Origin of the sequence: Rhizobium sp. P44RR-XXIV (genome assembly GCF_001999485.2) — a bacterium.
GTDB lineage: Bacteria > Pseudomonadota > Alphaproteobacteria > Rhizobiales > Rhizobiaceae > Rhizobium.
The window spans coordinates 685,748-711,251 of sequence record NZ_MPVZ02000025.1 but is presented as its reverse complement, the minus strand read 5'-3'; the positions used below and the strand labels follow the sequence as shown (position 1 = coordinate 711,251).

24 protein-coding genes, 1 pseudogene and 1 riboswitch are annotated in these 25,504 nt (G+C 60.1%); of the genes and pseudogenes, 12 read left to right on the top strand and 13 right to left on the bottom strand.

Features of this window, described 5'->3' with window-relative positions:
* Window positions 1-103: 103 nt before the first annotated feature.
* From BSK43_RS08845 to BSK43_RS08830, 4 genes are read right to left on the bottom strand one after another with little or no spacing between them, the layout of a single operon-like run.
* Window positions 104-1,162, bottom strand: a complete 1,059-nt coding sequence (locus BSK43_RS08845) for an ABC transporter ATP-binding protein (protein ID WP_077468303.1) — start codon at window positions 1,160-1,162, stop codon at window positions 104-106.
* A 6-nt stretch (window positions 1,163-1,168) separates the two neighbouring features.
* Window positions 1,169-1,960, bottom strand: coding sequence for an ABC transporter permease (locus BSK43_RS08840; protein ID WP_077468718.1), 792 nt, complete (start codon window positions 1,958-1,960; stop codon window positions 1,169-1,171).
* Window positions 1,960-2,784, bottom strand: coding sequence for an ABC transporter permease (locus BSK43_RS08835; protein ID WP_077468304.1), 825 nt, complete (start codon window positions 2,782-2,784; stop codon window positions 1,960-1,962). Before BSK43_RS08835 ends, BSK43_RS08840 begins: the two co-directional genes overlap by 1 nt.
* 47 nt (window positions 2,785-2,831) lie before the next feature.
* Window positions 2,832-3,869 (bottom strand): ABC transporter substrate-binding protein, encoded by a 1,038-nt coding sequence (locus BSK43_RS08830; protein ID WP_077468719.1) that lies wholly within the window; start codon window positions 3,867-3,869, stop codon window positions 2,832-2,834.
* Between the two features lie 268 nt (window positions 3,870-4,137).
* On the opposite strand from BSK43_RS08830, the gene BSK43_RS08825 reads away from it, so the two are divergent.
* From BSK43_RS08825 to BSK43_RS08805, 5 genes are all read left to right on the top strand, one after another.
* Entirely contained in the window at window positions 4,138-6,015 is a 1,878-nt protein-coding gene (locus tag BSK43_RS08825; protein ID WP_077468305.1) for an adenine deaminase C-terminal domain-containing protein, read from the top strand.
* 208 nt (window positions 6,016-6,223) lie between these two features.
* Window positions 6,224-7,057 carry a sugar phosphate isomerase/epimerase gene (locus BSK43_RS08820; protein ID WP_246662515.1) on the top strand — a complete coding sequence of 278 codons (834 nt, stop codon included), beginning with the start codon at window positions 6,224-6,226 and terminating at the stop codon, window positions 7,055-7,057.
* A 346-nt stretch (window positions 7,058-7,403) separates the two neighbouring features.
* Window positions 7,404-8,192: an EAL domain-containing protein gene (locus BSK43_RS08815; RefSeq protein WP_077468307.1), complete on the top strand. Its 789-nt coding sequence runs from the start codon at window positions 7,404-7,406 to the stop codon at window positions 8,190-8,192.
* A 103-nt stretch (window positions 8,193-8,295) separates the two neighbouring features.
* The gene (locus tag BSK43_RS08810; protein WP_077468308.1) at window positions 8,296-8,886 is read left to right on the top strand and encodes a helix-turn-helix domain-containing protein; all 591 of its coding nucleotides are present in this window, start codon (window positions 8,296-8,298) and stop codon (window positions 8,884-8,886) included.
* A gap of 170 nt (window positions 8,887-9,056) precedes the next feature.
* A complete protein-coding gene (locus tag BSK43_RS08805) occupies window positions 9,057-9,506 on the top strand; it encodes a MucR family transcriptional regulator (RefSeq protein ID WP_068401106.1) in 450 nt (149 codons plus the stop codon).
* A gap of 210 nt (window positions 9,507-9,716) precedes the next feature.
* Here BSK43_RS08805 and BSK43_RS08800 read toward each other — a convergent pair whose 3' ends face one another.
* Window positions 9,717-11,324, bottom strand: coding sequence for an inorganic phosphate transporter (locus tag BSK43_RS08800; RefSeq protein WP_077468309.1), 1,608 nt, complete (start codon window positions 11,322-11,324; stop codon window positions 9,717-9,719).
* Window positions 11,325-11,586: 262 nt separating this feature from the next.
* On the opposite strand from BSK43_RS08800, the gene BSK43_RS08795 reads away from it, so the two are divergent.
* The gene (locus BSK43_RS08795; protein WP_077468310.1) at window positions 11,587-11,925 is read left to right on the top strand and encodes a hypothetical protein; all 339 of its coding nucleotides are present in this window, start codon (window positions 11,587-11,589) and stop codon (window positions 11,923-11,925) included.
* Between the two features lie 37 nt (window positions 11,926-11,962).
* Here BSK43_RS08795 and BSK43_RS08790 read toward each other — a convergent pair whose 3' ends face one another.
* Genes BSK43_RS08790 through BSK43_RS08780 form a run of 3 tightly spaced genes read right to left on the bottom strand, consistent with a single transcriptional unit; the run spans window position 11,963 to window position 13,587 of the window.
* The gene (locus tag BSK43_RS08790) at window positions 11,963-12,619 is read right to left on the bottom strand and encodes a hypothetical protein (protein ID WP_077468311.1); all 657 of its coding nucleotides are present in this window, start codon (window positions 12,617-12,619) and stop codon (window positions 11,963-11,965) included.
* Window position 12,620: 1 nt separating this feature from the next.
* A complete protein-coding gene (locus BSK43_RS08785; RefSeq protein ID WP_077468312.1) occupies window positions 12,621-13,364 on the bottom strand; it encodes a CbtA family protein in 744 nt (247 codons plus the stop codon).
* A gap of 13 nt (window positions 13,365-13,377) precedes the next feature.
* Window positions 13,378-13,587: a CbtB-domain containing protein gene (locus BSK43_RS08780; RefSeq protein ID WP_077468313.1), complete on the bottom strand. Its 210-nt coding sequence runs from the start codon at window positions 13,585-13,587 to the stop codon at window positions 13,378-13,380.
* Window positions 13,588-13,644: 57 nt separating this feature from the next.
* A riboswitch (cobalamin riboswitch) is annotated at window positions 13,645-13,717 on the bottom strand.
* Window positions 13,718-13,817: 100 nt separating this feature from the next.
* Between BSK43_RS08780 and BSK43_RS08775 the strand changes: the two genes are divergently transcribed.
* Window positions 13,818-14,384, top strand: a complete 567-nt coding sequence (locus BSK43_RS08775) for a histidine phosphatase family protein (RefSeq protein ID WP_077468314.1) — start codon at window positions 13,818-13,820, stop codon at window positions 14,382-14,384.
* Between the two features lie 3 nt (window positions 14,385-14,387).
* Here the strand turns inward: BSK43_RS08775 and BSK43_RS08770 are convergent, their stop codons facing one another.
* The 5 genes from BSK43_RS08770 to cyoA all read right to left on the bottom strand — a co-directional run bounded on the left by BSK43_RS08770 (window position 14,388) and on the right by cyoA (window position 19,566).
* The gene (locus BSK43_RS08770) at window positions 14,388-15,152 is read right to left on the bottom strand and encodes an SURF1 family protein (RefSeq protein WP_077468315.1); all 765 of its coding nucleotides are present in this window, start codon (window positions 15,150-15,152) and stop codon (window positions 14,388-14,390) included.
* A gap of 191 nt (window positions 15,153-15,343) precedes the next feature.
* Window positions 15,344-15,751, bottom strand: a complete 408-nt coding sequence (cyoD, locus tag BSK43_RS08765; protein ID WP_077468316.1) for a cytochrome o ubiquinol oxidase subunit IV — start codon at window positions 15,749-15,751, stop codon at window positions 15,344-15,346.
* Window positions 15,748-16,377, bottom strand: a complete 630-nt coding sequence (cyoC, locus tag BSK43_RS08760) for a cytochrome o ubiquinol oxidase subunit III (protein WP_077468317.1) — start codon at window positions 16,375-16,377, stop codon at window positions 15,748-15,750. Before cyoC ends, cyoD begins: the two co-directional genes overlap by 4 nt.
* 5 nt (window positions 16,378-16,382) lie before the next feature.
* Window positions 16,383-18,386, bottom strand: coding sequence for a cytochrome o ubiquinol oxidase subunit I (cyoB, locus tag BSK43_RS08755; RefSeq protein ID WP_077468318.1), 2,004 nt, complete (start codon window positions 18,384-18,386; stop codon window positions 16,383-16,385).
* Between the two features lie 46 nt (window positions 18,387-18,432).
* Complete coding sequence (cyoA, locus tag BSK43_RS08750; protein ID WP_077468319.1) at window positions 18,433-19,566, bottom strand: ubiquinol oxidase subunit II; 1,134 nt, start codon at window positions 19,564-19,566, stop codon at window positions 18,433-18,435.
* Window positions 19,567-19,958: 392 nt separating this feature from the next.
* Between cyoA and BSK43_RS08745 the strand changes: the two genes are divergently transcribed.
* The 5 genes and pseudogenes from BSK43_RS08745 (at window position 19,959) to BSK43_RS08730 (ending at window position 25,494) form a co-directional block, all read left to right on the top strand.
* Window positions 19,959-21,296: an MFS transporter gene (locus BSK43_RS08745; RefSeq protein ID WP_068401081.1), complete on the top strand. Its 1,338-nt coding sequence runs from the start codon at window positions 19,959-19,961 to the stop codon at window positions 21,294-21,296.
* Window positions 21,297-21,372: 76 nt separating this feature from the next.
* Window positions 21,373-21,501, top strand: coding sequence for a hypothetical protein (locus tag BSK43_RS35955; protein ID WP_281406622.1), 129 nt, complete (start codon window positions 21,373-21,375; stop codon window positions 21,499-21,501).
* 126 nt (window positions 21,502-21,627) lie between these two features.
* Window positions 21,628-22,644, top strand: a complete 1,017-nt coding sequence (locus BSK43_RS08740) for an iron ABC transporter substrate-binding protein (RefSeq protein ID WP_077468320.1) — start codon at window positions 21,628-21,630, stop codon at window positions 22,642-22,644.
* Between the two features lie 240 nt (window positions 22,645-22,884).
* A pseudogene (locus BSK43_RS08735) lies at window positions 22,885-24,436 on the top strand (iron ABC transporter permease).
* Entirely contained in the window at window positions 24,433-25,494 is a 1,062-nt protein-coding gene (locus tag BSK43_RS08730; RefSeq protein ID WP_077468321.1) for an ABC transporter ATP-binding protein, read from the top strand. The pseudogene BSK43_RS08735 and the gene BSK43_RS08730 overlap by 4 nt, the downstream one beginning before the upstream one ends.
* Window positions 25,495-25,504: the final 10 nt, after the last annotated feature.

The window sequence follows — 25,504 nt, the reverse complement described above, 5'->3', positions numbered from 1 at the left end:
GCCTGCCCACAAATCCAAACACAAAAAGCCCGCCTCAAGCGGGCCTTTTTGTGTCTGGTAACCAATCGAGGAGTTAACACTCGGGAGCACCCAGTTCGCCCGCCTACCGCTCCGGATTAAGAATGCAGCACTGTTCGGGCACAGGCACGAGCGTCGCCGCGCTACCTGCGGCCAGCGGCTCGGACAATGCGCCATTGGCAACAAAATCGCCCGCCGGCGTTGTGCATTGATATTGGTAGGCGCGGCCGAGATAGGTTCTCATTCCAAGCGTCGCCAGCAATCCATTGCCCTCCTGTCGCACGGAAAGCCCGTCGGCGCGGCAGCCGAGGATGAAATCATCGGGGATCGGTCCGAAATCATCCTGCGAAAGCGTGATCTTTGCACCGCCTGCACCCTCTGCCGTTACCAGGGCGCCATCGCGCGCGACCACTTGCAATGGCAGCAGGTTTTCGAAGCCGACGAAACGGGCAACGAAGGCATTGGCCGGTTTGCGGTAGAGGACTTCCGGCGTATCGAGCTGCATGATGCGACCTGCATTCATGATGGCGACCCGATCCGAGATCGAGAAGGCTTCTTCCTGGTCGTGCGTGACATAGAGCGATGTCGTGCCGTTGGCGCGCTGCAGCTGGCGGATCTCGACGCGCATGTCGATCCTGAGCTTGGCGTCGAGATTGGACAGCGGTTCGTCGAACATCAGAAGCGGCGGCTCAATGACGAGTGCACGCGCCAATGCGACGCGCTGCTTCTGTCCGCCGGAGAGTGCGGAGGGTAACCGGTCGCCGAGGCCTGAGAGGCCAACGCGCTCCAGCATGGCTGTAGCCTTCTGTCGGCGTTCCAGCGTTGCGACGCCGCGCTGCTTCAGGCCGAAGGCGACGTTCTCCAGCACTGTCAGATGCGGAAACAGGGCGTAGTTCTGGAACACGAGGCCGATATCGCGGGCATGTGCGGGAAGCGTGGTCAGATCGCGATCGCCGAGCTTGATGCTGCCGCTCGTCGGCTGCAGGAAGCCCGCGACGAGCCGCAGCGTCGTCGTCTTGCCGCAGCCGCTGGAGCCGAGCAGCGACACCAGCTCGCCGGCTGCGACCGACAGCGAAAGGTCTTGCAGGACAGCCGTCTTGCCGTAATGGGCGCTGATGGATTGGATGGTAAGCGATACGGTCACGGGCGGCTACTTTGTCAGGAAGGTGAGGCCCAGGGTGGCTTCGACGACCGCCATGACGGCGACGGTCACGAGCATCAAGAGCACGGAGACCGAGGCGATGGTCGGGTCGAAGAACTGCTCCATATGGGCGAGGATCTGGATGGGAAGGGTGGAGATGCCGGGGCCGGTCAGGAAGACCGAGACGGAGACATCGTTGATGGAGGTGATGAAGGCGAGAATGAAGGCCGCGATGACGCCGCCGCGGATATTCGGCAGCACCACCGTCAGGAAGGTTTTGAGCGGCGGGCAGCCGAGGCTGATAGCGGCTTCCTCGATCGAGAAATCGAAGCTCGCAAGGCTGGCGCTGACAACGCGCACCGAATAGGGCAGTACCAGCAGCGCATGGCCGATCAACAGGCTCGGAAAGATCGGCAGCCCGAGGCCGATGGTGATCGATTTCATCAGCGAGAAGCCGAAGACGATTTCCGGAATGAGGATCGGAAGAACGAAAAGCGTCGAAAGCCAGCTCGGCAGCTCGACCCTGTAGCGGCTGATCGCATAGGCGGCGGGAACGCCAAGCAGCAGCGAGAGCCCGGTTCCAAGGAAGGCTAGTTCGAAACTGGTGATTGCCGTCGTGCGAAAGGCCTCGATCGCGAAGATGTTCGAGAACCAGTGCAGTGTCAGGCCCTGCGGCGGGAAGGTGAGATAAGTCGTGTCGCTGAAGGCCGCGCCGATGATGATGACGAGCGGCGCCAGCAGAAACAGGAAGATGAGACCCGTGAAAGCGATGAGTGCGGGATGAACAGATTTCGCCATGATCACACCACCATCGGGTTCAGTCGCCGCGCGATGCGGCTCATGATCGCGACAATGCCGATCGTCACGACCACCATGATGGCGGCGATCGTCGATGCCCCTACCCAGTCGAAGGTGACCATGGCGCGCTGATAGAGGAAGGTACCCATCATCATCTGCTTTTCACCGCCAAGCAGCTGCGGCGTGGCGTATGAGGTGAAGCTGCCGGTAAAGACCAGCACAGCGCCGACGATGAGGCCGGGCGTGGCGAGCGGCAGGATCACCTGCCGGAAGGTCGCAGTCGGCGTTGCACCAAGCGAATTCGCCGCCTGGATCAGGTCCTGCGGTATGCCCTCGAGCACGCCGACAAGGGTGAGGATCATCAGTGGCACGAAAAGATAGACCATCGCGACGATCACCGAACCCTCGGTATAGAGCATCGACAGAGGCTCGCTGATGACGCCGACCGAAAGCAGCATGCTGTTGAGAATACCGTTCTTGCCGAGAATGATCAGCCAGGCGAAGGAGCGGACGACGACGCCGGTCAGCAGCGGAAAGACGGCGGCAATAATCATCACGCTTTTCAGGCGGCCCGGCATCTGCGCGATCACATAGGCGGCAATGAAGCCGATGATGAGGGAGATGGCCGTTGTCACCAGGGCGATCTCGATTGTCCTGAAGAGCACCGTGCGGCGAAAGCCGCTGGTGAAGAAGGCGACATAGGGAGAAAACACACCCTTGGCTTCGCCGAATGTCGCAGCGATGGTGATGATTACCGGAACGAGCAGGAAGAGGACCACGGCGATAATCGCCGGCGCCGTCAAACCCCATTTTGCAAGATGCTTCATCACACGAATTCCGTGGGAATACCGCAGGATCGCTGCGGCATGCCCTGTTACATGCCGAAGATTTCGTTCCAGCGATCGACCCAGTCAGACTGCGCGTCGATCAGCTTTTCATAATCGATGCGGTTGAGTTTGGCGATCATCTCGGCGCCATAAGTCCAGAGCTTCGCTTTTTCCGGCGGCAGCAGGACCTTGGTCGAAACGGCCGCATCGACGCCCTGTTCGGCTTCCGCCTGCTGCACGTCCTTCGACAGGATGAAGTTGATGAACTGATGCGCAAGCTCGACGTTTTCCGAGCCCTTCGGAATATTGACTGTATTGAGGACGGCGATATCGCCCTCCTTCAGATTGGCCCAGGTCATCGTTGGAACGGCAGCGCGCAAGGATGTCAGAACAAAGTCCTGCGTTATCGCCACCTTGGCTTCGCCTGTCGAGATCAGGTTTACCAGCTCGGAGCCGGTATTGTAGTTCTTGACCACGCTCGGCTTCAGCGTCTCGATGGCTTCGAAGGTCTTGTCGGCATCGGTATAGGGATCGACGCCGGCATGCTTGCCGGCTTCAAGCACTGTCAGCGGCCCGCCTGTGGTCGTGATGCCGGGAAGCGAAACAGCCCCCTTCAGATCGTCGCGCCAGAGATCATTCCAGGAGGTAATCGGCGGGTTCACCTTCGCGGTATCGTAGACGATTCCCACGCGGCCGATTGTGTAAGCGGGACCGTAATTGCCCTGCGGCGCCTTGGCGATGTCGTAGAGATCGGCAATGTTCGGGATCTTGCTGCGGTCGATCTCCTGAAAGAGGCCCTGCTGGATGCCGGCCTGCGAATAGCTATCGGTGAGGTAGATGACGTCGACACCCTTACCCCCGCGCAGCTTCAGCTTGTTGAGCCGGTCGGCATTGTTGCCGGTTTCGAAGACAACGTCGCAGCCGCAGATCTTCTTGAAGGGCTCGATGATATTGGCCTGCATCTTCTCGCCATTGTAGCCCCACCATGAAACGGTCAGGGTCTTTGCCTGGGCGAAGGCTGGCAAAGCGGCGGTCGCAGCTAGAACGGCGAAACCCGCGACGTGGGCGAAAGAGAGGCCCTTCATGATCGAAATCCTTTGGTCAATAAAATCAGCCATATGCTTCAAGCTTGCAGGATACTATTTTTCGAGCATCCGCTTTACAAGCCCAACAATTGGGCAGGGGTGAGTTTTTCGATGTCACGCCCGGCAATCCACATATTCCGGCGCGCATCACAGCCAGAAATGCAACCCATTGAGATGGTTTGGTTTCCCGCATCCGAGCCAAGTCGCTTTACACGGTGGACCGCCATCTTTACCCTCGGCCGATCGAATTTCCGCAGGCATCTTTCTCATGACATCTCCAACGAAAAATCTCCCCGACGATCTGCTTGTCAACGCGGCAGACGAGGTGTTGATCCGCCAGGATCTCACTCTGACGGCGCTCGGTCGCCGTCCGGCCGACCGGCTGCTGCGTGTCGGCCGGTTGCTCGATGTACATAGCCGCACCTGGCTCGATGATCAGGAGATCGTCATCAAGGGCAGGCGCGTCGCCTATGTCGGTCCGGCTGGCAGCTACCAGGGCGAGGTTGGCGAGCGCATTCACGAGCCAAATCTTGCAGCCGTTCCCGGCTTCGGCGAGGCGCACAAGCACATCGAAAGCTCGCACCTGACGCCGGAATGGGAAGCTGCTTTGGTCATGCCGCACGGTGTCACCTGGGTCTGCGAGGCGAGCCACGAGTTTTCCAATGTCAACGGCGCTCGCAATCTCGAATTCTGGCTGGAGGCACGCCGCCGCGGCTCGCCGATGAAGATCTTCCCTCTGCCGGGCTCGGCCGTGCCGCCGACCGCCTATGAATGGGGCGGCGGCCATTTCGGCTATGACGAGCAGAAGGCCTTTCTCGGCGAAAGCCTGATGGTTGCCGGTCTCGACGAGGTGATGGATTGGCCCTCGGTCAGCAATCCGGACAATCCCGCCTATGATCGCCTCTGGGGCATGATCCGCGCCACCTTCGAGCAGCGTGGCGTTGTCGAGGGGCACGGGGCCGGCTTGCGTGATCTGGCCTCGATCAATGCGTTTGCCGGCGCGGGCCTCGCCTCCGATCACGAAGGCTGGTTCCTTGATGAAATCTGGGAAAAGCTGACGCATGGCCTGTTCATCGAGCTTCGGCCGCACTCCCTGCCCGAAGTCATCCAGGGGCTGATCGAAAAGGGCCTGTCCGACTGGTCGCAGATCGCTTTCGTCACGGACGATCGCAGCGCTTCCGATACGCTGAAAATCGGAGCGACTGATCACAATGTCCGGTTAGCGATCGAAAATGGATTGGCTCCTGAAATCGCCATTCAATGCGTGACGATCAACCCGGCGCGGCATATGCGGCTCACGCCTTGGGTTGGCTCGATCTCGCCCGGCCGCTTCGCCGATATCGTGCTTCTGGGCGATGTTGCGACGCTGTCGATCGCCAAGGTCTGGGCCGATGGTAAGCCGGCTTCCGAAGGCAAGTCTTTCGTCGGCGTCCGGCCTGAGATCGACTGGCCGGATTGGGCAACGAAGACCGTCCGGATCGACCGGGTCGTCACATCGGAGGATTTCCGTATCGCTGCTCCCTCCGACGCGGCGACGGCGAAGGCGGCGCTGCTGCGACCATTCCACTGGGCCGATGATTTCATCACCATGGATCTGCCGGTTATTGGCGGTGCTGTGCAGCGCGACCCGGATCGCAACGTCACCAAATTCGCAATCGTCGACCGCTTTTCCGGCGGCGCCAGGGTCGCCAAGATGTTCTGGCTTGGCACCGGCCCACGCACGCCGGATACCGCACTTGGCGCCACGCTTGGCCATGACAAGCACAATATCTGGGTCGTCGGTTCCTCGGACGAAGCCATGGCGATGGTCGCCAATGCACTCAACGAACAGCAGGGCGGCTGGGTGCTGGTATCGGGCGGCAAGGTCGTCGCTCGCGTCCGCTACGAAGTCGGCGGCCTGATGACGGCACGATCGGCGCAAGAGTTGGATGCGGAGATGCAGCTGCTTTACAAGGCCGGCGCCGATATCGACTGGATGTATGAGCCGACATTTTCGCCGCGCTGGTGGCCGGGCTTCCCCGAGCGCCTTTCCTTCGCGACACTGACCTGCGCACCCTGGCGCTGGGTTCTTGTGGCTCCATCGGAAAGGGCTCCGGAGGGCTTCGTCAATGTTGCGACCGGAGAGACGCATCCCATCGTCTGGTGAGGGATAGCTGTAGGCCCTTTTTGGATATCCTGCACTGATCCTGCGATGAAGGTCAGTCGCGATCTATCGGTTAAAGGGTGTCGGCTCTTGACGGCCGAGTGCTGCTTCGTAATTATCCGTTTGGTTACTTATGTCGTGCAGCTGGAGAGGGCACACCCTGTCCGGCGGCTCTTGGTCGACATTAAAAAATCTGGCGGAGGAGGGCGTAGTGGTTGCCGTTGATAATAGCGTGCCGCGGATAAAGCTGGCATTTTCCACGCTGGGATGCGCGGACCTCGAATTGGATGAGGCTCTCGCCCTGGCAGCGCGCCACGGGCTCGACGCCATCGAAATTCGCGCCCTTGGCGGTACGATCGATCTGGTCAGCTATTTTACCGAAAGGTTCGGTTCGCCGTCGGGTCTCGCCCGGGCGCTGGCGCCGTCGCCGGTAAAGGTTTGCGCCTTCAACACTTCGCTGCGCATTGTCGGCGCGACATCTCAGGCCAAGGAAGAGTTTTTGCGCTATCTTCCCTGGGCGGAAGCCGCGGGCATCAAGTCTCTGCGGGTTTTTGACGGCGGCGAGAGCGGTGATGCCGGAGAGTTGGCTGAGGCACTGGAGACGTTGCAATGGTGGCGTGAAACGGCCAGGCGAGAGGGATTCGGCGCCGAAATGGTCGTCGAGACGCATGATTGCCTCGTGAGGCTCGATCCTATCGCACGTTTCCTGGAGGCTGCTCCTGACTGTGCATTGCTCTGGGACACCCATCACACATGGCGCAAGGGTGGTCACGATCTCCTGGAGACCTGGAAACTCGTCCGCAACAACACCCGGCATCTTCATGTGAAGGACAGTATCTCGCAGCCGGGACCGAAACTGCCCTATAGCTATGTATTGCCGGGCAGTGGGGAGTTTCCCATGGCCGCGCTGCGTTCCGCGCTTGCCGCCGATGGTTATGCCGGCGTCATGAGTCTCGAATGGGAGAAGCTGTGGCACGCCGAATTGCCGTCCCTGGATTTGGCCCTTCAAGCAGCGCGGCAGAACAGATGGTGGCCTCATGAGTGAAGTCGGTAATGACAGATGAGACTTGTTAATGTTTTAGTTGAATTAGATATAACAAAAAACGCGTAGAGATTGACTTTTGCAGTGAGATGCTAATTAGTGTATTAGCAATAGATAAAAAGCACCATCGGTGTGGCGGCGCCGAATAGACTTTGGTCTCTGGTGTAATATTTCCGGCTCGGTGCAGAGGACCTCGATGATATGAGGTTTAAGGGTGTCTGGAAGATGGAAGACGCGGATTTACAGCGCCAGAAATCTCATGTTTCGAAGCGGATCGCGCCGCTTTCAATCACCCCTGCTTGTTTTCAAAACTTTGCCCATGGTCGTTCCCCCGACGAGGGGAGGTTCGATGAACGGTAATGCTCATCGCAACGAGGAAGGTCATAAGGCCCTGATTTTAAAGGCTATCGCCGAGGGTGGCCTGGGCTTTGCCGCCCAGTGGGTTCACGACGCGGTGAATGCCGAACAGGTATTGTATGCCGAAAGCCTGGCGCGTGTGACGGAATCGGACGGGACCGTGCATGGTGCCGGTACATTTGTGTCGCTGCTTGAACGGCAGGATCGCTGGTTCGCGCTCGACCTGCGTATTCTCGATATGGTGTTGTCCGCGCTTGCGGCGGACGAAACGCTCGTCCTCGGCTGCAACCTGTCCGTCTCCAGCCTGTCCCATCCGGATCGATTCGCCGATATTTTTGCCCGAATCACTCATCAGCCGGAGCTCTCTTCTCGCCTTATCGTGGAGGTCACCGAAACATATCCCCTGGTTGGCACCGCCATCGAGCGGGTGAAGATGATCCGTTCGCTCGGCTGTCGTATCGCCATCGACGATTTCGGCTCGGGCTTCGCCACGCCGGCATCGCTGCTGCAAATCACCAGCGATATCGTCAAGATCGATGCGGCTTTTCTCAGGGACAACAGGCGTGGTCGCGATGGGCGAGACAGCCTTTCGCATCTCGTCGGATTTGCTGCCTGCTTTGCCCCTTTTGTTGTCGTCGAAGGCATCGAGACGGAATCTCAGCTCGAAGCAGCCCGTGCGGCTGGTGCGACCCACGTCCAGGGTTTCCTCTTGTCTCGACCTGTATCGCTGCCGCAGCTGTGCCGGCGGAACGGCAAGGCGGGACTGAGGGGGGTAGGATGAGCGTTCATGCAATCGTCTCGCGATCCCGGAAGGTCGCAACCCCGATGGTTGATATGAGGAAGGCCAGTGCCGATCGTTCGACCCTGTCCGCATCGGTGTCGCCATGATGAGGAAATCGCTCCCCGATTCGGATTATCAGGTCTCGGTTGTCCGGGAGACGCGCAACCTGAAGGCAAGGGCATTGTTGACTGGTCTTACCGGCCGTCTCCGAGGCAGGCTTCATTCGGTAGACCGGACCCTGTCGGTGATATTTGGCGGTGATGCCTCACCGCATGTTCTCATTCGTCATCAGCCGACCGAGATCGCGGGGCGCGTGACGATCGATGCCGAAAGCGGGCTTTATGTCTTCTGCGAATTTGGCGACTGCCACACGGACATCGTCATAGCCACGGCGAGTGAGGAGCGATTGATCGAAGAGATCGCTCTCCACCTTTGTGGCGATTCTCCGGGGCAGCGAACGGTCGATGCGGCCGTCGATATCCTCGTCGGTCAGACTATTGAGGATGTCGAGCGCAAGCTCATTCTTCAAACGCTTCATCATTGCGAAGGAGATCCGACACATACGGCATTCATGCTCGGTATGCCGCTCGTCGCCCTCTGTAACAGGCTGGCAGTTTATTTTGCGGACCCTGCCAGCGAGCAGCCGCAAGCTGCCGCGGATGCAGGGCTCGAGGCGAGAGGCTACCGGCTATGATCGCGGACGCACCTAGTGCGAACGCATTCTACCCCGGCAATTGTGCCGGGGATCAGGCGCCAGCAAAAATGGCGTCACTTGAAACGGCGGGACGTTCGGCAACGGAGGTCGCGCTTTATACGATCGGGCGAGGCGGCGCACGAGGAACCTACGAGATCCGGGAAAAGATCATGGATTCTTTCAGCGAGAGACAAAAACCTACGCCCCCGCAGATGCATTCATTGTTCGATGGTTGTGTGAAAATCGTTTCGGCCTATGTCAGTCACAATGCGATTCCGGTCGTCAGCCTTCCCAGGTTGATCAAGGACGTGCATGACGCGTTGCATGCGTTGGATGCACCGGCACCCGCCGTCGAGCGGGCCAATCTTGTGCCGGCGGTGGATTTGAAGAAATCGGTAACGAGCGATTACATCGTTTGCCTCGAAGACGGCAAACGCTTCAAAACGCTGAAGCGTCATCTGCGTGTGCATTACGGCCTGACGCCAGAGGAATATCGACAAAAATGGGGATTGGCCCCCAACTACCCGATGGTTGCGCAGAATTATGCAAACCGGCGTTCCGAGCTGGCAAAGCTGTCCGGCTTGGGCGCCAATGGCAGCAGGAGAGAAATCGCTCGCTAGAGCGCTTTCGGAAGGTCGTTGCGGTGGTTGAATGACGCAGCCGCCGCAGCGGCTGTGCCGAAGGATTTCGGGGTAACTCTGAGAGCCGTTATAGCGATGAGCGGCGGCATGTAACCGTGATATTCAATGGAAATGGCGCCTCGCGAGGGGCGCCATTGTGCTTTGGGGATATTTTCAGGCAAAGGCTGGAATATCCAGCCGGTATGCCGATCAGAAAACCTGACGCAGGATGATGAACAGCACGAAAGCGAGCGCTATCGACGCCGGCAGCGTCAATATCCACGCCATCAGCATGTTGCGCACCGTCGACCACTGCAGGCCCGAGCCATTTGCCGCCATCGTCCCGGCGACGCCGGACGAGAGGACGTGGGTGGTGGAAACCGGCAAGCCGAGATGGTCAGCCGCACCGATCGTCAGCATGGCGACGACTTCGGCGGCAGCGCCCTGGCCATAGGTCAGATGCGTCTTGCCGATCTTTTCGCCGACGGTAACGACGATGCGCTTCCAGCCGACCATGGTGCCGAGGCCGAGCGCCAGCGCCACAGCAACCTTGACCCAGAGCGGAATGAACTTCGTCGCGTTGTCGACGGCAGCGTGATACTGCGTCACCGCCTTCAGGTCGTCGGCGCTCATCGGCAACAGCTTCTGCTTGTCGATCAGCTTCAACGCTTCGCCGATGAGGTAGATGTCGTTGCGAACGTTGCTGACAAGACCGTTCGGCAGCTTTTCGACACTTGGATAGGCGGCGATCTCGGTGCTGGTTGCGTGGATATAGGCCTGCAATGCCGGCGTCGTCGCGTCCGACCAGGTCTTGCTCTTCACGGCATCGCTGACGGCTGCCTTCGGATCGGCAGGTGCGGTCACACCGGGTTTCACATACTTCCCAAGTACCGTCTCGACCTGTGCCGAAGCGGCCTTGTAAGCCTCGAGATAGTTGATGTCGGGCGTCTTGTTGAGAGCGAAGGCGGTGGGGACGAGGCCGATGAGGATGAGCATGATGAGGCCCATGCCCTTCTGGCCGTCATTCGAACCGTGGGCAAAACTGACACCCGTGCAGGTGAAGATCAGCAGCCCGCGGATCCACGGCGGCGGCGGTGCATTGCCCTTCGGAGCTTCGTAAAGCGCCTTGTTGCGGATCAGCACCTTGGCGACCAGCAGCAGCAGAGCGGCAGCGCCGAAGCCGATGATCGGCGACAGCAGCAGCGACATGCCGACGCTGCTTGCCTGTGACCAGTCGACACCGCTGGTGGCGGAGCCGGCGGGCGCCAGGAATTGATTGGCAAGACCGACCCCGATGATGGAGCCGACGAGCGTATGCGAGCTCGATGCGGGCAGGCCCAGATACCAGGTGCCGAGGTTCCAGATGATGGCGGCGGTCAAAAGGGCGAAGACCATGGCAAGGCCCGAGCCGGAGCCGACCTGCAGGATGAGTTCGACCGGCAGGAGCGCCAGAATGCCGAAAGCGACGGCGCCGGAAGAGGTGAGAACGCCAAGGAAATTGAAGAAGCCGGACCAGATGACGGCAAATTCAGCCGGCAGCGAGCGCGTGTAGATGACCGTTGCCACGGCGTTGGCCGTATCGTGGAAGCCGTTGACGAATTCAAAACCCAGCGCGATCAGCAGGGCAAGACCAAGCAGAATCCACGGAACGGCAGCAGCTTCGGCGAGATCGCTGCCAAGCGCGTAGCCCACATAGGCAAGGCCGCCGAGAATGACCACGCCAAAGAGCGGCAAGAACCATTTTGCCGAGCCGCTGGCGCCGTGAATTGGGTGATTGGTATTGCCACCCTCTGAACTGTTGGAAGCGAGGTCGACCATCCAGAACTCCTTTATGGCAAACGATAGGTTTGGTGTAAGCCCCGTTCATGAAACTCTCGTGACGCGCGAAGAGGGCCTGATATCCCGGGCCAGCAAGCAGAAATGGGTCGCAAGGGATCGGTATCGACAGCTCCCGGTCGAGTGATCTGTCTCGAAACCAATCTTGTTTCCGCCGTTAAATGGCCTTTTTCGGTTCAGCCCGCGTTCATGCGCCAGGGCTTTAAATCCAGTCTGTAAGGGACTTGGTTAGAGGACCACCAAAATGAGATCGTCCGTTTTTGCCATCGCTGCTTTGCTTGGTGGCCTGGCTGTATCTTCGGCAGAAGCAATGCCTGTACCGGCTGTCGGGACAACTGCCGCGGTGCCGATTGTGAAAGTCGACTATGCCTGCGGTCGTGGCTGGCATGTGACCCGTTGGGGTGAATGCCGCCGGAACAGATGGGGGCCGCCGCCGCCGCGTTATGGCTGGGGTGGGGGCTATCACCGGCCGCCGCCATGGGGTTGGCACGGTCATCGCGACGGTTGGCGTGGTGATGGCGGCTGGCGTGGTGATGGTGGCTGGCGCAGGGATCGCTGGCGTGATCGCCATCGCGACTGGTAAATTGAGAAACACCGCCGCGTTCAGCGGCGGTGTTTTTTTATGGGTGAGGTTCGGTCCGTAAAGCCCGTGCCGTCAGCCATAGTCCGGCGCCGATCGCCAGCAGGACCGACAGGATTGCCAGAAGACTTTGGGCATGACGGATGATGTTGGCCGGCTTTGGCCGGATGAGATCGGCCGTGTTGAAATTTTCGCTGCTGAACTGGCAGAGAACAAGCGACAGATTGTTGCGCACGAGCGCGGCATCGACCTCTGAGGCGAGATCATCGACAGAAGCCGTATCGCCTTTCATCGTCCGCATCTTCAGCAACACCGCCTTGGCGGCGGCGAGATAGGCATGCGAGCATTCGTTGAACGGGCTTTCCTCGTCGCTGACGCTGCCGGGCATCATGCCCCAGAGACAATAGGCGCGCTGGATTTGGGCGAAATTCAGCAGTCGGCGAAAGGTCTCGTCGGTATTGGACACATCCTCGGCAATCGCAATGATCCGCCCGTAATAGGGCGCGATCACGGCCATTTCACCATGTGTGAGGCTTGGTATAGGGATGCCGGCCTGGCTCCCGGAAGAGCCGCCGTGAGCCGAAAGCAGCGTCGGCCAGCTCGATAGAATGAGGCATATCACGGCGAACAAGACGCCGCTTTGCAGTCGGCGTTTCCCGCGCACGGTGGCGTGCGCGGGATGCGGCAGATATGCCATTTCAGGCGCGGCGCAGCGTCGCGTTGCTGCGATAGCGCGTCTGCGGCAGCTCGCGTTCCGCCCAGGCGCCGAAGCCGAGAGCGAGTGTCGTCCAGAGGATGACATGCATGCCAAGCGATGTGACGCGGAACTTCCAGAGCACGACCGCCGAGAACTGTTCGGGCACTTCGTTCACGGACGGAAGCAGATACTGGATCAGCGCGATGAAGGCGATATAGCCGATGCCGGCGATGATCGTTCCGTTCCATGATCCGTAGCGCGCCGCCAGCCGGCGTCCAAGCCCGATCGCAACGATCATGCCGACGATCGAGGCGGCGATCATGATGAAGAACAGTTCCGTTCTGGCACCGATCGTGTCGGGATTGCCGACTGCCGGCGGATTTGCCGGATACTTGATATCGGGAACGAGCGAAATCGTCACGAAAGCGGCAATTGCGAGCAAGACCGCGGTGCCGCGCGCGCCGAGGGGGCTGATGCGGCCGTAGACGAAGGAGAAGACCAGCGCGAACAATCCGCCGATCGCCGTCGAAAAGAGTATAGCTCCCGTGAGGAGGCCAGGGCCGGCTTGTGTAGCGCGACTGACGATTTCGGGTTCCGGGGCTTCCCCGGCGGCTTGCGCTACCTTTTCTTCGAAGCCGATGGCCCAATCGACCTGCGGCTCCCCGAATGTGTGGGCGAAAGCGAAAACCAGAATACCAGCGAGCGCTCCGACGATCATGCCGCGGAGTAGAAGACGTCCAACCATGTGCTCGATCCCTTTAGTGGCAGGGGAAACCAAGAAGATGCCGGGCATCATGCACGAATTCGTGCACATACATGCCTGAAATCAGCGAGGTCGCACCTTCTTCCGCGCCGACGAAATAAATCGCGAGCAGCATCAGCAGGCCGGCAAAAATAGCCCAGGGCAGGATTTGGCCGAGCGGTATCGGCTGCGGGATCGCGGTGGGGGCGAAAGCGGTATCGGACATTGTATTTCCCTCTAGAAGAAAAGCGCGTTCCATTTGCGGAAGGGTTTTGCGGGAAGGGTCTGGCTCTCTGGGGGCGGTATCCGCCCGTCGATTACAGTGGCGCGACCGCGCCGGGATTGCACCGGCTTCCACACCCGCAAGTGCAAGTTTATATCTGTCGGCAAATATGGTTGTCAATCAACCGCCATCGTGATGCGAAATCGCGACAATGCATGGAGATATCGACTGTCATGAAGGCGCGCTTGAGCTGGATTTGCCATGGCCCGACCGAGGCCAATCGGAAAGGCTGCTTCCCGGATGACGAGCCGCTGGAGGATAAGGCGGCACAGCGCGCCGAATTGTCTGCTGCAAGGCTCGGATCGATCGATGGTGTCTGGACAAGCCCGGCACTGCGCGCGCGCCAGACCGCTGCGCTCCTTGGCCTTGAGGCGACGGAGGAAGCTGCCTTGCACGAATGCGATTATGGGGACTGGCGGGGAAAGCCGCTCGCCGAGCTTCACGAAAGCGATCCGGCTGCCCTGGCGCTATGGATGACGGATATGGACGCAGCGCCGCATGGCGGCGAACCCCTGTCGTCGGTCATGCGGCGCATCGGTGAGTGGATGGGCGCTCATCTCAATGATGCCGGCCACATCGTTGTCGTCACCCATGCGAGCGTCATTCGTGCCGCCATCTTGAACGTCCTAAAGGCGCCGCCAACGGCATTCTGGGCGATCGATGTCGAGCCATTCGGCCTTGTCGAGATGACAAGCGACGGACGGCGCTGGCAGCTCCGCTTTCCGAAGATGACGCAATAACGGTCAGCGGGCTGTTTTCGCCCGCCGCCGCTCGAAATAGACAAGGAATACCGCGAGGCCGAGCGTCATGGCAGCCAGCCCGTACCAGGTGATGGCGTAGACCAAATGGCTGTTGTGGAAGACGATCTGCGTCAGCCCGCCCACCGGCAGGCCACCGGGATTTTTGGTATCGTCGGCATCGATGAAATAGGGCGCGACATTTTGCAGGCCGCGGACATCGGCAATTGCCATGACATCGCGCGAATACCAGCGTTCTTCGGCCGGCACGTTGGAGCGCATCAGCGTGCCCTTGGGCTCGTTGATCCGTAAAAGGCCGGTCACCGTGGTTTCACCGCCGATCTGGCCTTCGGTTCGCGTCGTCTGCTGGCGTTTCTCGGTGGGAACAAAGCCGCGATTGATGATGACGATCGTCCCATCAGCCTGTTTCAACGGCGTCAGCACCCAATAGCCGGGGCCAAGCTCGGTCGAGGCATAGACCTGCGTTTCCTTGTCATTGAGGAAAGTGCCGCTTGCCTGCACATGCTTGTATTCGAAATTTTCGGCATTGATATCGGCCCATTGCGCCGGGCCAGGCGCCGCAACCGCCGGCGCATGCACGCGAGAATCGACTTTCGCGATCAGATCCAGCTTCCAGTGCAGCCGCTGCACCTGCCAGGTGCCAAGTCCGATCAGAAGAACGGTCAGGAGCAGAAGCAGTACAAGCCAGATGGCAAGGCCAAGCATCGAGCGTCGCTTGCTCACGGATATATTCGAGGAAATATCGGTCATGGGCGCAGGTCTCCGGGGACGCGCTGCCGCATGATTTCGGGAGGTGCGAAACAGCCTTCGCGGAAGATCATGCGTTGTCTGGAAAAATCGGCCGCGATCTCGGGCATTCCCGAAAACGTTTAGCGCAGCATCCGGTCGATATCATCGCCGGCAAGAGGGTGGGCCTTCGCTTGAAGGCCCACCGCTCGATCTTATGGCATGTTGCGCATCATATCGGGCGACATAGGCATCATGTTCGCGTTGAGGTGATGCATGACCCAAAGCGAGCCGGAAAGCGCGATGATGACGAGCACGATGGTGAAGATCAGCGCCATCATGTTCCAGCCGCCTTCCGAGCGGGTGTTCATGTGCAGGAAGTAGATCATGTGCACGACGATCTGGATCGCACCGAGGATCATGACGATCGCGCCGGTGATGGCCGGATCTGAGAACACCTTGCCCATGACCAGCCAGAAGGGAATGGCGGTCAGGATAACGGAGAGAATGAACCCCGTCATGTAGCTCTTGTAGGTGCCGTGAGAAGCCTCATGGCCACCATGGTGGTGGTCATGGCCGTGGGCGTCGCCGGAATGATGCGTGTGGTTTGTGTTCGAGCTCATCCGAGAACTCCCATGAGGTAGACGAGGGAAAACACGCCGATCCAGACGACGTCGAGGAAGTGCCAGAACATCGAAAGGCACATCAGACGGCGCTTGTTTTCCGCGATCAGGCCGTAGCGGCCAACCTGCGTCATCAGCGTGATCAGCCAGACGATACCGACGGTGACGTGCAGACCGTGCGTGCCGACCAGCGTGAAGAAGGCCGAGAGGAACGCGCTGCGCTGCGGACCGGCGCCGTCGAGGATCAGGTGATAGAACTCATAGAGTTCGAAGAAGATGAAGATGGCGCCGAAGATGCCGGTAATCGTCAGCCACATCAGCGTGCCCGACTTGTTATCCTTCTCCATCGCCAGCATGGCGAAGCCATAGGTGATGGAGGAGAAAAGCAGCATCGCCGTGTTGACGGCAACCAGCGGCAGCTCGAACAGGTCGGCTGGGGAAGGGCCGGCCGCGTAGTTATGGCCGAGTACGGCATAGGTGGCGAAGAGGACTGCGAAGATCAGGCAGTCGCTCATGATGTAGATCCAGAAGCCCAGCATGGTGCTGCCTTCCGGATGATGTTCCTCCGTCAGATAGAAAGCGGGTGTTTCGCCGTCCATGGGAGCCTTTGCAGTGTGGGTCGTCATAGGTCTTACACCTGTCCTGCGAGCTGCTTCGTACGCTCGTTCTCGGTCTTCACCACCTCTTCGGCGGGAATGTGGTAGTCACGCTTGTAGTTGAAGGTATGGCCGATCGTGATGACGAGCATCGCGACGAAGGTGATGGCGGCAAGCCACCAGATGTACCAGATCATCCCGAATGCGAAGGCGATCGAGAGAGCGCCGAGGATGACGCCGGTGCCGGTATTCTTAGGCATGTGGATCGGGATGAAGCCTTCGGTCGGCCGGACATAGCCACGAGCCTTCATGTCATACCAGGCATCGTGATCGTAGACGATCGGCGTGAAGGCGAAGTTATAGGCCGGCGGCGGTGACGAGGTCGACCATTCCAGCGTACGGCCGTTCCAGGGGTCGCCCGTGTGGTCGCGAAGCTCTTCGCGCTTCATGAAGCTGACGGCGATCTGGATGAGGAAGCAGGCGATGCCGATGGCGATGAGGCCGGCGCCGAAGGCTGCGATGATGAACCAGATCTGCAGCGACGGATCGTCGAACTGGCTAACGCGGCGGGTAACGCCCATCAGGCCGAGGATATAGAGCGGCATGAAGGCGAACCAGAAGCCGATCTGCCAGAACCAGAAGCTCATCTTGCCCCAGAAAGGATCGAGCTTGAAGCCGAAGGCCTTCGGGAACCAGTAGTTGACGCCTGCAAACATGCCGAAGAGCACGCCGCCGATGATCACGTTATGGAAGTGGGCGATCAGGAAAAGCGAGTTGTGCAGCACGAAGTCGGCCGGCGGAATTGCCAGCATGACGCCGGTCATGCCGCCGATGGTGAAGGTCACCATGAAGCCGACGGTCCACAGCATCGGTACTTCGTAGCGGATGCGGCCGTGATACATCGTAAACAGCCAGTTGAACAGCTTCGCCCCTGTCGGGATCGAGATGATCATCGTGGTGATGCCGAAGAAGGAATTGACGCTGGCGCCCGAGCCCATCGTGAAGAAGTGGTGCAGCCAGACGAGGTAGGAGAGGATCATGATCACGCAGGTGGCGTAAACCATCGAGGCGTAACCGAAGAGACGCTTGCCGCTGAAGGTGGCGACCACTTCCGAGAACACGCCGAAGGCCGGCAGGATCAGGATGTAGACTTCCGGGTGGCCCCAGATCCAGATGAGGTTGACATACATCATCGGGTTGCCGCCGAGGTCGTTCGTGAAGAAGTTCGTGCCGGCGTAGCGATCGAGGGTGAGCAGTGCGAGCGTTGCGGTCAGGATCGGGAAGGACGCAACGATCAGGATGTTGGTGCAGAGCGACGTCCAGGTGAACACCGGCATCTTCATGAAGGTCATGCCCGGCGCGCGCATCTTGACGATGGTGGCGACCAGGTTGATGCCCGAGAGCGTCGTTCCGATACCCGCGACCTGCAGGCCCCAGATGTAATAATCGACGCCGACATCGGGGCTGTAGGCGATGCCGGAGAGCGGCGGATAGGCCAGCCAGCCGGTCTTCGCGAATTCGCCGATGAAGAGCGAGATCATGATCACGATCGCGCCTGCCGTCGTCATCCAGAACGAAAAATTGTTCAGGAAGGGGAAGGACACGTCGCGTGCGCCGATCTGCAGCGGCACGACCAGGTTCATCAGACCGGTGACGAAGGGCATCGCCACGAAGAAGATCATGATGACGCCGTGGGCGGTGAAGATCTGGTCGTAGTGATGCGGTGGCAGGAAGCCTTCAGAACCGTTGAAGGCAAATGCCTGCTGCATGCGCATCAGCAACGCGTCGGAAAAGCCGCGCAGCAGCATGATGAGCGCCAGCACGACATACATGATGCCGATCTTCTTGTGATCGATGCTGGTGAACCATTCTGTCCAGAGATAGCCCCAGAGGCGGAAATAGGTCAGCAGGCCGAGAAGGGCGATGCCGCCGATCGCGACGCCGATGAAGGTCACGACGAGGATCGGCTCGTGGTACGGGATCGAGTCGAGCGTCAGCCGGCCGAAGATGAATTTATAGAGGTCCGGGTTGGAAAACATGGATTGCCTCTGTCCTTATAAATGTCTTGTTACTAAGCGCACCGGATCAATGACCCTGGTGCTGCGCCGAACCGGTCGACGAATCGGAAGAAGAGCCGTTGCCCATATCCATGCCTTGCATGGACATGCCCTGCATCGAGTTGTCTCCGTGCTGCATGGAATGGTCGGCGCCGCCATCGGCCTTGACAGGCGTGGCGTGGAGCGGGCTGCCATCGCGGTTGTCGTAGATCAGACGCTCGCGGTTTTCCTGGCTTTCCTTGCCGCCGCCACCCTTGGCGTCGATATGCATCATTTCGCTCATGCACATCTTGCTCGGATCGGCGCACATGTTGAGGATGGCATTGTAGAGACCATCGTCGACGGCATTGAAGTACTGTACCGGGTTGCGTTCGCTCGGCTTGGCGAGCGCCAGATATTCGGGACGGCCAAGTGCGGTGCCCTGGCTCTTGGCCTTCTGGACCCACTGATCGAAATCAGCCTGATTGAGGCCATGGAACTTGAAGCGCATGTTCGAGAAGCCGGCGCCGCTGTAGTTGGCGGACAGGCCCTGGAATTCGCCGGGATGATTGATGACGGCGTGCAGCTTCGTCTCCATGCCCGGCATGGCGTAGATCTGGCCGGCCAGTGCCGGCACGAAGAAGGAGTTCATGACCGCCGAAGCCGTGATCTTGAAGTTGATCGGCCGGTCGACCGGGGCAGCCATCTCGTTGACGGTGGCGATGCCGTAATCCGGATAGAAGAAGAGCCATTTCCAGTCGAGTGCGACCACTTCGACGGTCAGCGGCTTGACGTCGGCGCTGAGCGGCTTGTCGGCCGCGATCCGGTCGAGCGGACGGTAGGGGTCGAGCTGATGGGTGCTGATCCAGGTCACCGCGCCGAGCGCGATGATGATGGCAAGCGGAGCGGACCAGATGACCAGCTCCAGACGTGTCGAATGATGCCACTCCGGCTCGTAGGTCGCCTGCGTGTTGGACTGCCGGTATTTCCAGGCAAAATACAGCGTCAGGAAGATCACGGGGATGATAATGATCAGCATCAGCACCACCGAGATAATGATCAGGTCTCGCTGCTGCATGGCGATATCGCCGGAGGGAGCCATCACCACGAAATTGCAACCGGAGAGCAGCAAAAACAGTGGGATGACGGATAAACGGCTGAAAATCTTCGCTAGTCTTAGCACGTCTTAAAGCTCTTTTTGTTTCGACCCTACCGCGACTAAAGGACGGCGGTCATGAACGATATGAGGTGTTTCGTCGCACCGCAGCAAGTGCGAGTGCAATGCGGTATGGAATGCGGTCCCACCTATCGGGAAAACCTGCTGAAATCCAGAAGGTTTTCCATCGATCATTCGCTTTTGTCGTGGCTAATATACCTGGATCGGAACAAATAACCATCGGTCGCCTTTTCCCATATTCAGATGACAGGGTGACAAAGCCGGATAAGGGCGGGTTTGATGGCTAATTTGCGAATTATTTCATGCGCGACACTTGATATGTTCGCACGTTTGATCAACATTTTGATTATGCGTGAATTCGTGGAGGAATTCGCGCTTGGAGAGGGAGGCTCCCATACATGGTCAGCGTGACACATGAAACTTTAAACCCCACATCTTCAACACTCGAAAGTGACGCTCGCAGCATGCATGCTGGCGGCTCTGTCGCTCCCGGCAACATCGCCATCGGCGTGATCATCGGTCGCACCTCCGAATTTTTCGATTTCTTCACCTATGCCATCGCATCGGTGCTGGTTTTCCCGAAATTGATGTTTCCTTTCGCGGACCCGCTGCACGGCACGCTGCTTTCCTTCCTCGTGTTTGCACTCGCCTTCGTCGCCCGGCCGATCGGTTCGTTCATCTTCATGGCGATCGATCGTCGATATGGGCGCGGCGTCAAGCTCACCATAGCGCTGTTCCTGCTTGGCGGCTCGACGGCCGCGATGAGCTTCCTGCCGGGTTATTCTGAGGTCGGCGCCTATGCGATCATCCTGCTCGCGCTCTTCCGCATAGGCCAGGGCCTTGCGCTCGGCGGCGCCTGGGACGGCCTGGCTTCGCTTCTCGCTCTCAATGCCCCGACGAACCATCGCGGCTGGTATGCGATGATCCCGCAGCTCGGCGCACCGATCGGCTTCATGCTCGCAAGCGCGCTGTTTGCCTATTTCGCCACGAGCCTGACGACAGCCGACTTCCTTGATTGGGGCTGGCGCTATCCGTTCTTCTGCGCCTTCATGGTCAACGTCGTGGCGCTGTTCGCCCGGCTTCGCCTTGTCGCCACGCCGGAATTCGGTGCGCTGCTGGAACGCCACGAGCTGGAGCCGGTCAAGATGACCGAACTGCTGCGTGTCCATGGCCGCGACGTGCTGATCGGTGCCTTCGTGCCGCTTGCAAGCTTTGCAACCTTCCATCTGGTCACTGTCTTCCCGCTGAGCTGGGTGACGCTTTACAGCGAGCAGACTCCCGGCTCGTTCCTTCTGATGGAATTCGTCGGCGCCATCTGCGGCATTGTCGCCATCATCTGTTCCGGTCTCATTGCCGACCGGATCGGCCGTCGCAACCAGCTCGCCCTCGGCGCGGTGCTGATCGCCTGCTTCGCCTTCATCGCGCCGTGGCTGCTCGATGGCGGAGTGACTGGCCGTCATATCTATGTCGTCCTCGGCTTCACGCTGCTCGGCCTCTCCTTCGGCCAGGCGGCAGGTGCCAGTGCCTCCCGCTTCAGCCGCAACTATCGTTACAGCGGCTCGGCCCTGACCTCGGATCTGTCCTGGCTCATCGGTGCCGGCTTTGCGCCCTTCGTGGCGTTGAGCCTCTCCAGCCAGTTCGGCCTCGTCTATACCAGCCTCTATCTGCTGTCGGGCGTGGTCTGCACGCTGGTCGCGATCTTCTTCAGCAAGACGCTGGAGACGAAAGACACCTGATCTCGATTTTCGGATTGGCAAAGGGCCGTAGCGTGTGAACGCCGCGGCCCTTTTTTCATTCAAGCCGGATGCGTGAATGAGCCAGGCGATCAGCGGCCCAGCCACCACATTCGGCAATCCCACCAACATCATGACCGGACCGCAGCCGCCCGCTCGGGCACGCCAACTGCGCCCGGCTTCGGCCCGCAAAAGGCGTGACGGTTAAATCTTGACTCCATTCTCAAACTTTTGTGATAAGCAGGGACTGAGCGTAAACTTGAAAAAAACGGTCAGGAAAAATATACGCTATCGCATCGCTGCCGGGGGTAGCGACTTTCAAGCGAGAGGACCTATGGCTTTTTCCTTTTCTCATCTCACCAGCATGCTGGCACTGGCGGCAGGTCTTGCCGTTGCTCCAATGATCGCGAACGCCGCCGAATCCGAAGGGATCGTGGTCTACAATGCCCAGCACGAGACGCTGACGCAGGCATGGGCGGATGGCTTCACCAAGGAAACTGGCATCAAGGTCACGATCCGCAATGGTAGCGACATGCAGTTCGCCAACCAGATCATTCAGGAAGGCGCTGCTTCCCCCGCAGACGTTTATCTGACCGAGAATTCACCCGGCATGACGCTGGTCGATTCGAACAAGCTTTTCGCTCCGGTCGATGCCGCGACGCTCGCGCAGGTGCCGGAAACCTTCAAGTCGGCCGATGGCAACTGGGTCGGCGTTGCCGCCCGCTCGACGGTCTTCGCCTATGACAAGACTAAGTTGAAGGAAGCCGATCTGCCGAAGTCGCTGCTCGATCTGGCCGATCCGAAGTGGAAGGGCCGTTGGGGTGCTTCGCCGGCCGGCGCCGATTTCCAGGCAATCGTCAGCGCGCTTCTGGAGCTGAAGGGCGAAGACGCCACCCGTTCCTGGCTGAAGGCCATGAAGACAAATGCCAGCTTCTACAAGGGCAACAGCGTTGCCATGAAGGCTGTCAATGCCGGCGAGATCGAAGGCGCGGTGATCTACCACTATTACTGGTTCGGCGATCAGGCCAAGACCGGCGAGAACAGCAAGAACGTTCTTCTGCACTATTTCAAGAACCAGGATCCGGGCGCATTCGTCAGCATCTCCGGCGGTGCGGTTCTGGCCTCCAGCCAGCACCAGAAGGAAGCTCAGGCATTCCTCAAGTGGATCACCGGCAAGAGCGGTCAGGCCGTTCTGCGCGACGGCGACTCCTATGAATATGCCGTCGGCACTGGCGACGCATCCAATCCGAAGCTGGTGCCGATCAAGGACCTGCAGGCGCCAAAGGTCGAGCCTTCCAAGCTGAACAGCAAGAAGGTAACCGACCTGATGACCGAAGCCGGCCTTATCTAAGCTGAAAGCCCGGACGGAAACGCCTTTGAGCCGTTTTCGGAAAGGCTTGCGCCTTGATCCCGGGCTCTGCACTTGCATCACTGTCGCATGCCCTGCTAGGGGCATGCGAATGGCCTTTTAGGCTGACCATCGGGCAATCGCCTTTCAACGGCGGTTGCCTTCCTATTTCAGGGCGTGAAAGGCAGCTTGGACTTGCTGCAGAAGAACACATATGCCGCGCCGGCCGCTGAGGCCGCCGCCATGCGAATGCCCCAGTTGACGGCTGCTCCCCGCAACCGCGTTCGGCATGCCTCCGTTGTCGCCTTCGCTTCCGTCGTCGCCCTCCTGAGCCTGGTGCCGCTCGGCTTCATCATCTGGATCTCGATCGATACGGGCTGGGCCGAAGTGGTGGCCCTTGTTTTCCGCAATCGCGTCGGCGAGCTGCTCGTCAATACCGTCCTGCTCGAAGTCTGCACCATCCCGCTCTCCATTCTCCTTGCGGTAACGCTCGCCTGGCTGACGGAGCGCACCGATCTTCCCGGTGCCCGCATCTGGTCCTGGTTGGCGGTTGCGCCGCTTGCGGTGCCCGCCTTCGTGCACAGCTATGCCTGGGTCAGCCTCGTGCCGAGCATGCGAGGCTTGTGGAGCGGCGTGCTGGTATCGGTGCTCGCCTATTTCCCCTTCCTCTATTTGCCTGTGGCCGCGACCCTGCGCCGGCTGGATCCGGCGATCGAGGATGCTGCCGCTTCGCTCGGCCTCGGCCCCTGGCGCGTTTTCTTCCGGGCGATCCTGCCGCAGCTCCGCCTTGCCATCTGCGGCGGCTCGCTGCTGATCGGCCTTCATCTCCTGGCCGAATACGGCCTCTACGTGATGATCCGCTTCGATACCTTCTCGACCGCGATCGTCGATCAGTTTCAATCGGCCTATAACAGCCCTGCCGCCAATATGCTCGGCGGCGTCCTCGTCTTCTGCTGCCTGATGCTGCTCGGCATCGAGGTCCTTGTGCGCGGCAACGAGCGTTATGCCCGCGTCGGCTCCGGCGCGGCGCGCCCGGCCGATCGTCGTCGCCTCGGCTGGTTCGTCGCCCCGGCCATCGCGCTGCCTGTTGTGACAGCGTGCTGACGCTCGGCGTCCCCTTCGTCACCCTGGCGCGCTGGCTTTATCTTGGCGGCATCGGCATCTGGCGGATCGATACCGTCGGCTGGGCCTTGCTGCAAACCATCGGCCTGGCGGTTGCCGGCGGTCTGCTGACGACGATAGCTGCGGTCCCCATGGCCTGGCTGTCCGTGCGCGCGCCGGGCCGGCTGCAGCGCATCCTCGAAGCCTGCCATTATTATGTCGGCTCGCTGCCGGGCGTGGTCGTCGCCCTGGCTCTGGTCTCGATTACCGTCCGGCTGATCCTGCCGCTCTACCAGACATTTGCCACGCTCCTGCTCGCCTATGTCCTGCTGTTTCTCCCGCGTGCCATGGTCGGCTTGCGCGCCAGCATCGCCCAGGCACCTGTCGAACTTGAGCGCGCCGCCATGCGCTCGGCCGCATGCCGTCGCAGGCCGTGCGCCAGGTCACCATGCGCCTTGCCGCACCCGGCTTTGCCGCCAGCGTCGCGCTGGTCGCGCTCGGCATCACCAACGAGCTGACGGCGACGCTGATGCTGTCGCCCAACGGCACGGAAACGCTGGCGACGAAATTCTGGGCACTGACGAGCGAAATCGACTATGTTTCCGCCGCGCCCTACGCCTTCATGATGGTCGTGCTGTCGCTGCCGCTCACCCTTCTTCTTTATGTGCAATCCAAGCGAACGGCCGGGCAATGACCTTTCTGGCGATCAAGAACATCAGCAAGCGTTACGGCCCGGTGCACGCGCTCGACAGCATCGATCTCACCGTGGCCGCGGGCAGCCGTACCGCCATCGTCGGCCCCTCGGGCTCCGGCAAGACGACGCTGCTGCGCATCATCGCCGGCTTCGAGATACCGGATGAGGGTCAGGTGACGCTGGAGGGCCAGACACTGGCGGACGGTCCGGCCATTGTCCCGGCGCATCGCCGCGGCATCGGCATCGTCTCGCAGGATGGCGCGCTGTTTCCGCATCTGAGCGTCGCCGAGAATATCAGCTTCGGCATGGAGCGCGGTCAGGCGGATCGCGCCGAGCAGATCAACGCCCTCATCGACATGGTGGAGCTCGATCGCGGCATGCTCGCCCGCCGTCCGCATCAACTGTCCGGCGGCCAGCAGCAACGCGTGGCGCTGGCGCGCGCCCTCGGCCGCAAGCCGAGACTGATGCTGCTCGACGAACCCTTTTCCGCACTCGACACGGGCCTGCGCGAAAACATGCGCAAGGCCGTCGCCCGTGTGCTGCAGCATGCCGGCATTACCACCGTGCTCGTGACCCATGATCAGGGAGAGGCGCTGTCCTTTGCCGATCAGGTTGCGGTGCTGCGGGAGGGCAAATTGGTGCAGGCCGGAACGCCGCAGACTCTCTATCTCTCCCCGCGCGACCGGGAAACGGCGACTTTCCTCGGAGATGCAATTCTGCTGCCGGCGGAATTGAGCGATGGTTTTGCTGATTGTGTCCTCGGCCGCATCGCGACCCATACGAATGGCAGGAGCGGACCCGGCGAGATCATGTTGCGCCCCGAGCAGCTTCGCTTCAGCGCGATCGCCGGGGCGGATTCCGCGGCCGTATGTGCCGGCAATGTTCTGGATGTCGAATTCGGCGGTGCCGTCTGCACGGTCACGCTTGCACTTGCCGAGGCATCCGGCTTGGCGCCGCTGACGATCAAGAGTTCCAGCGTCGATCTGCCAGATGTCGGCGCTGCCGTTCATGTCAGCGTGATCGGCAAGGCACACGTCTTCGATCCCTCGGGCAATTGAGCTCTTTCCG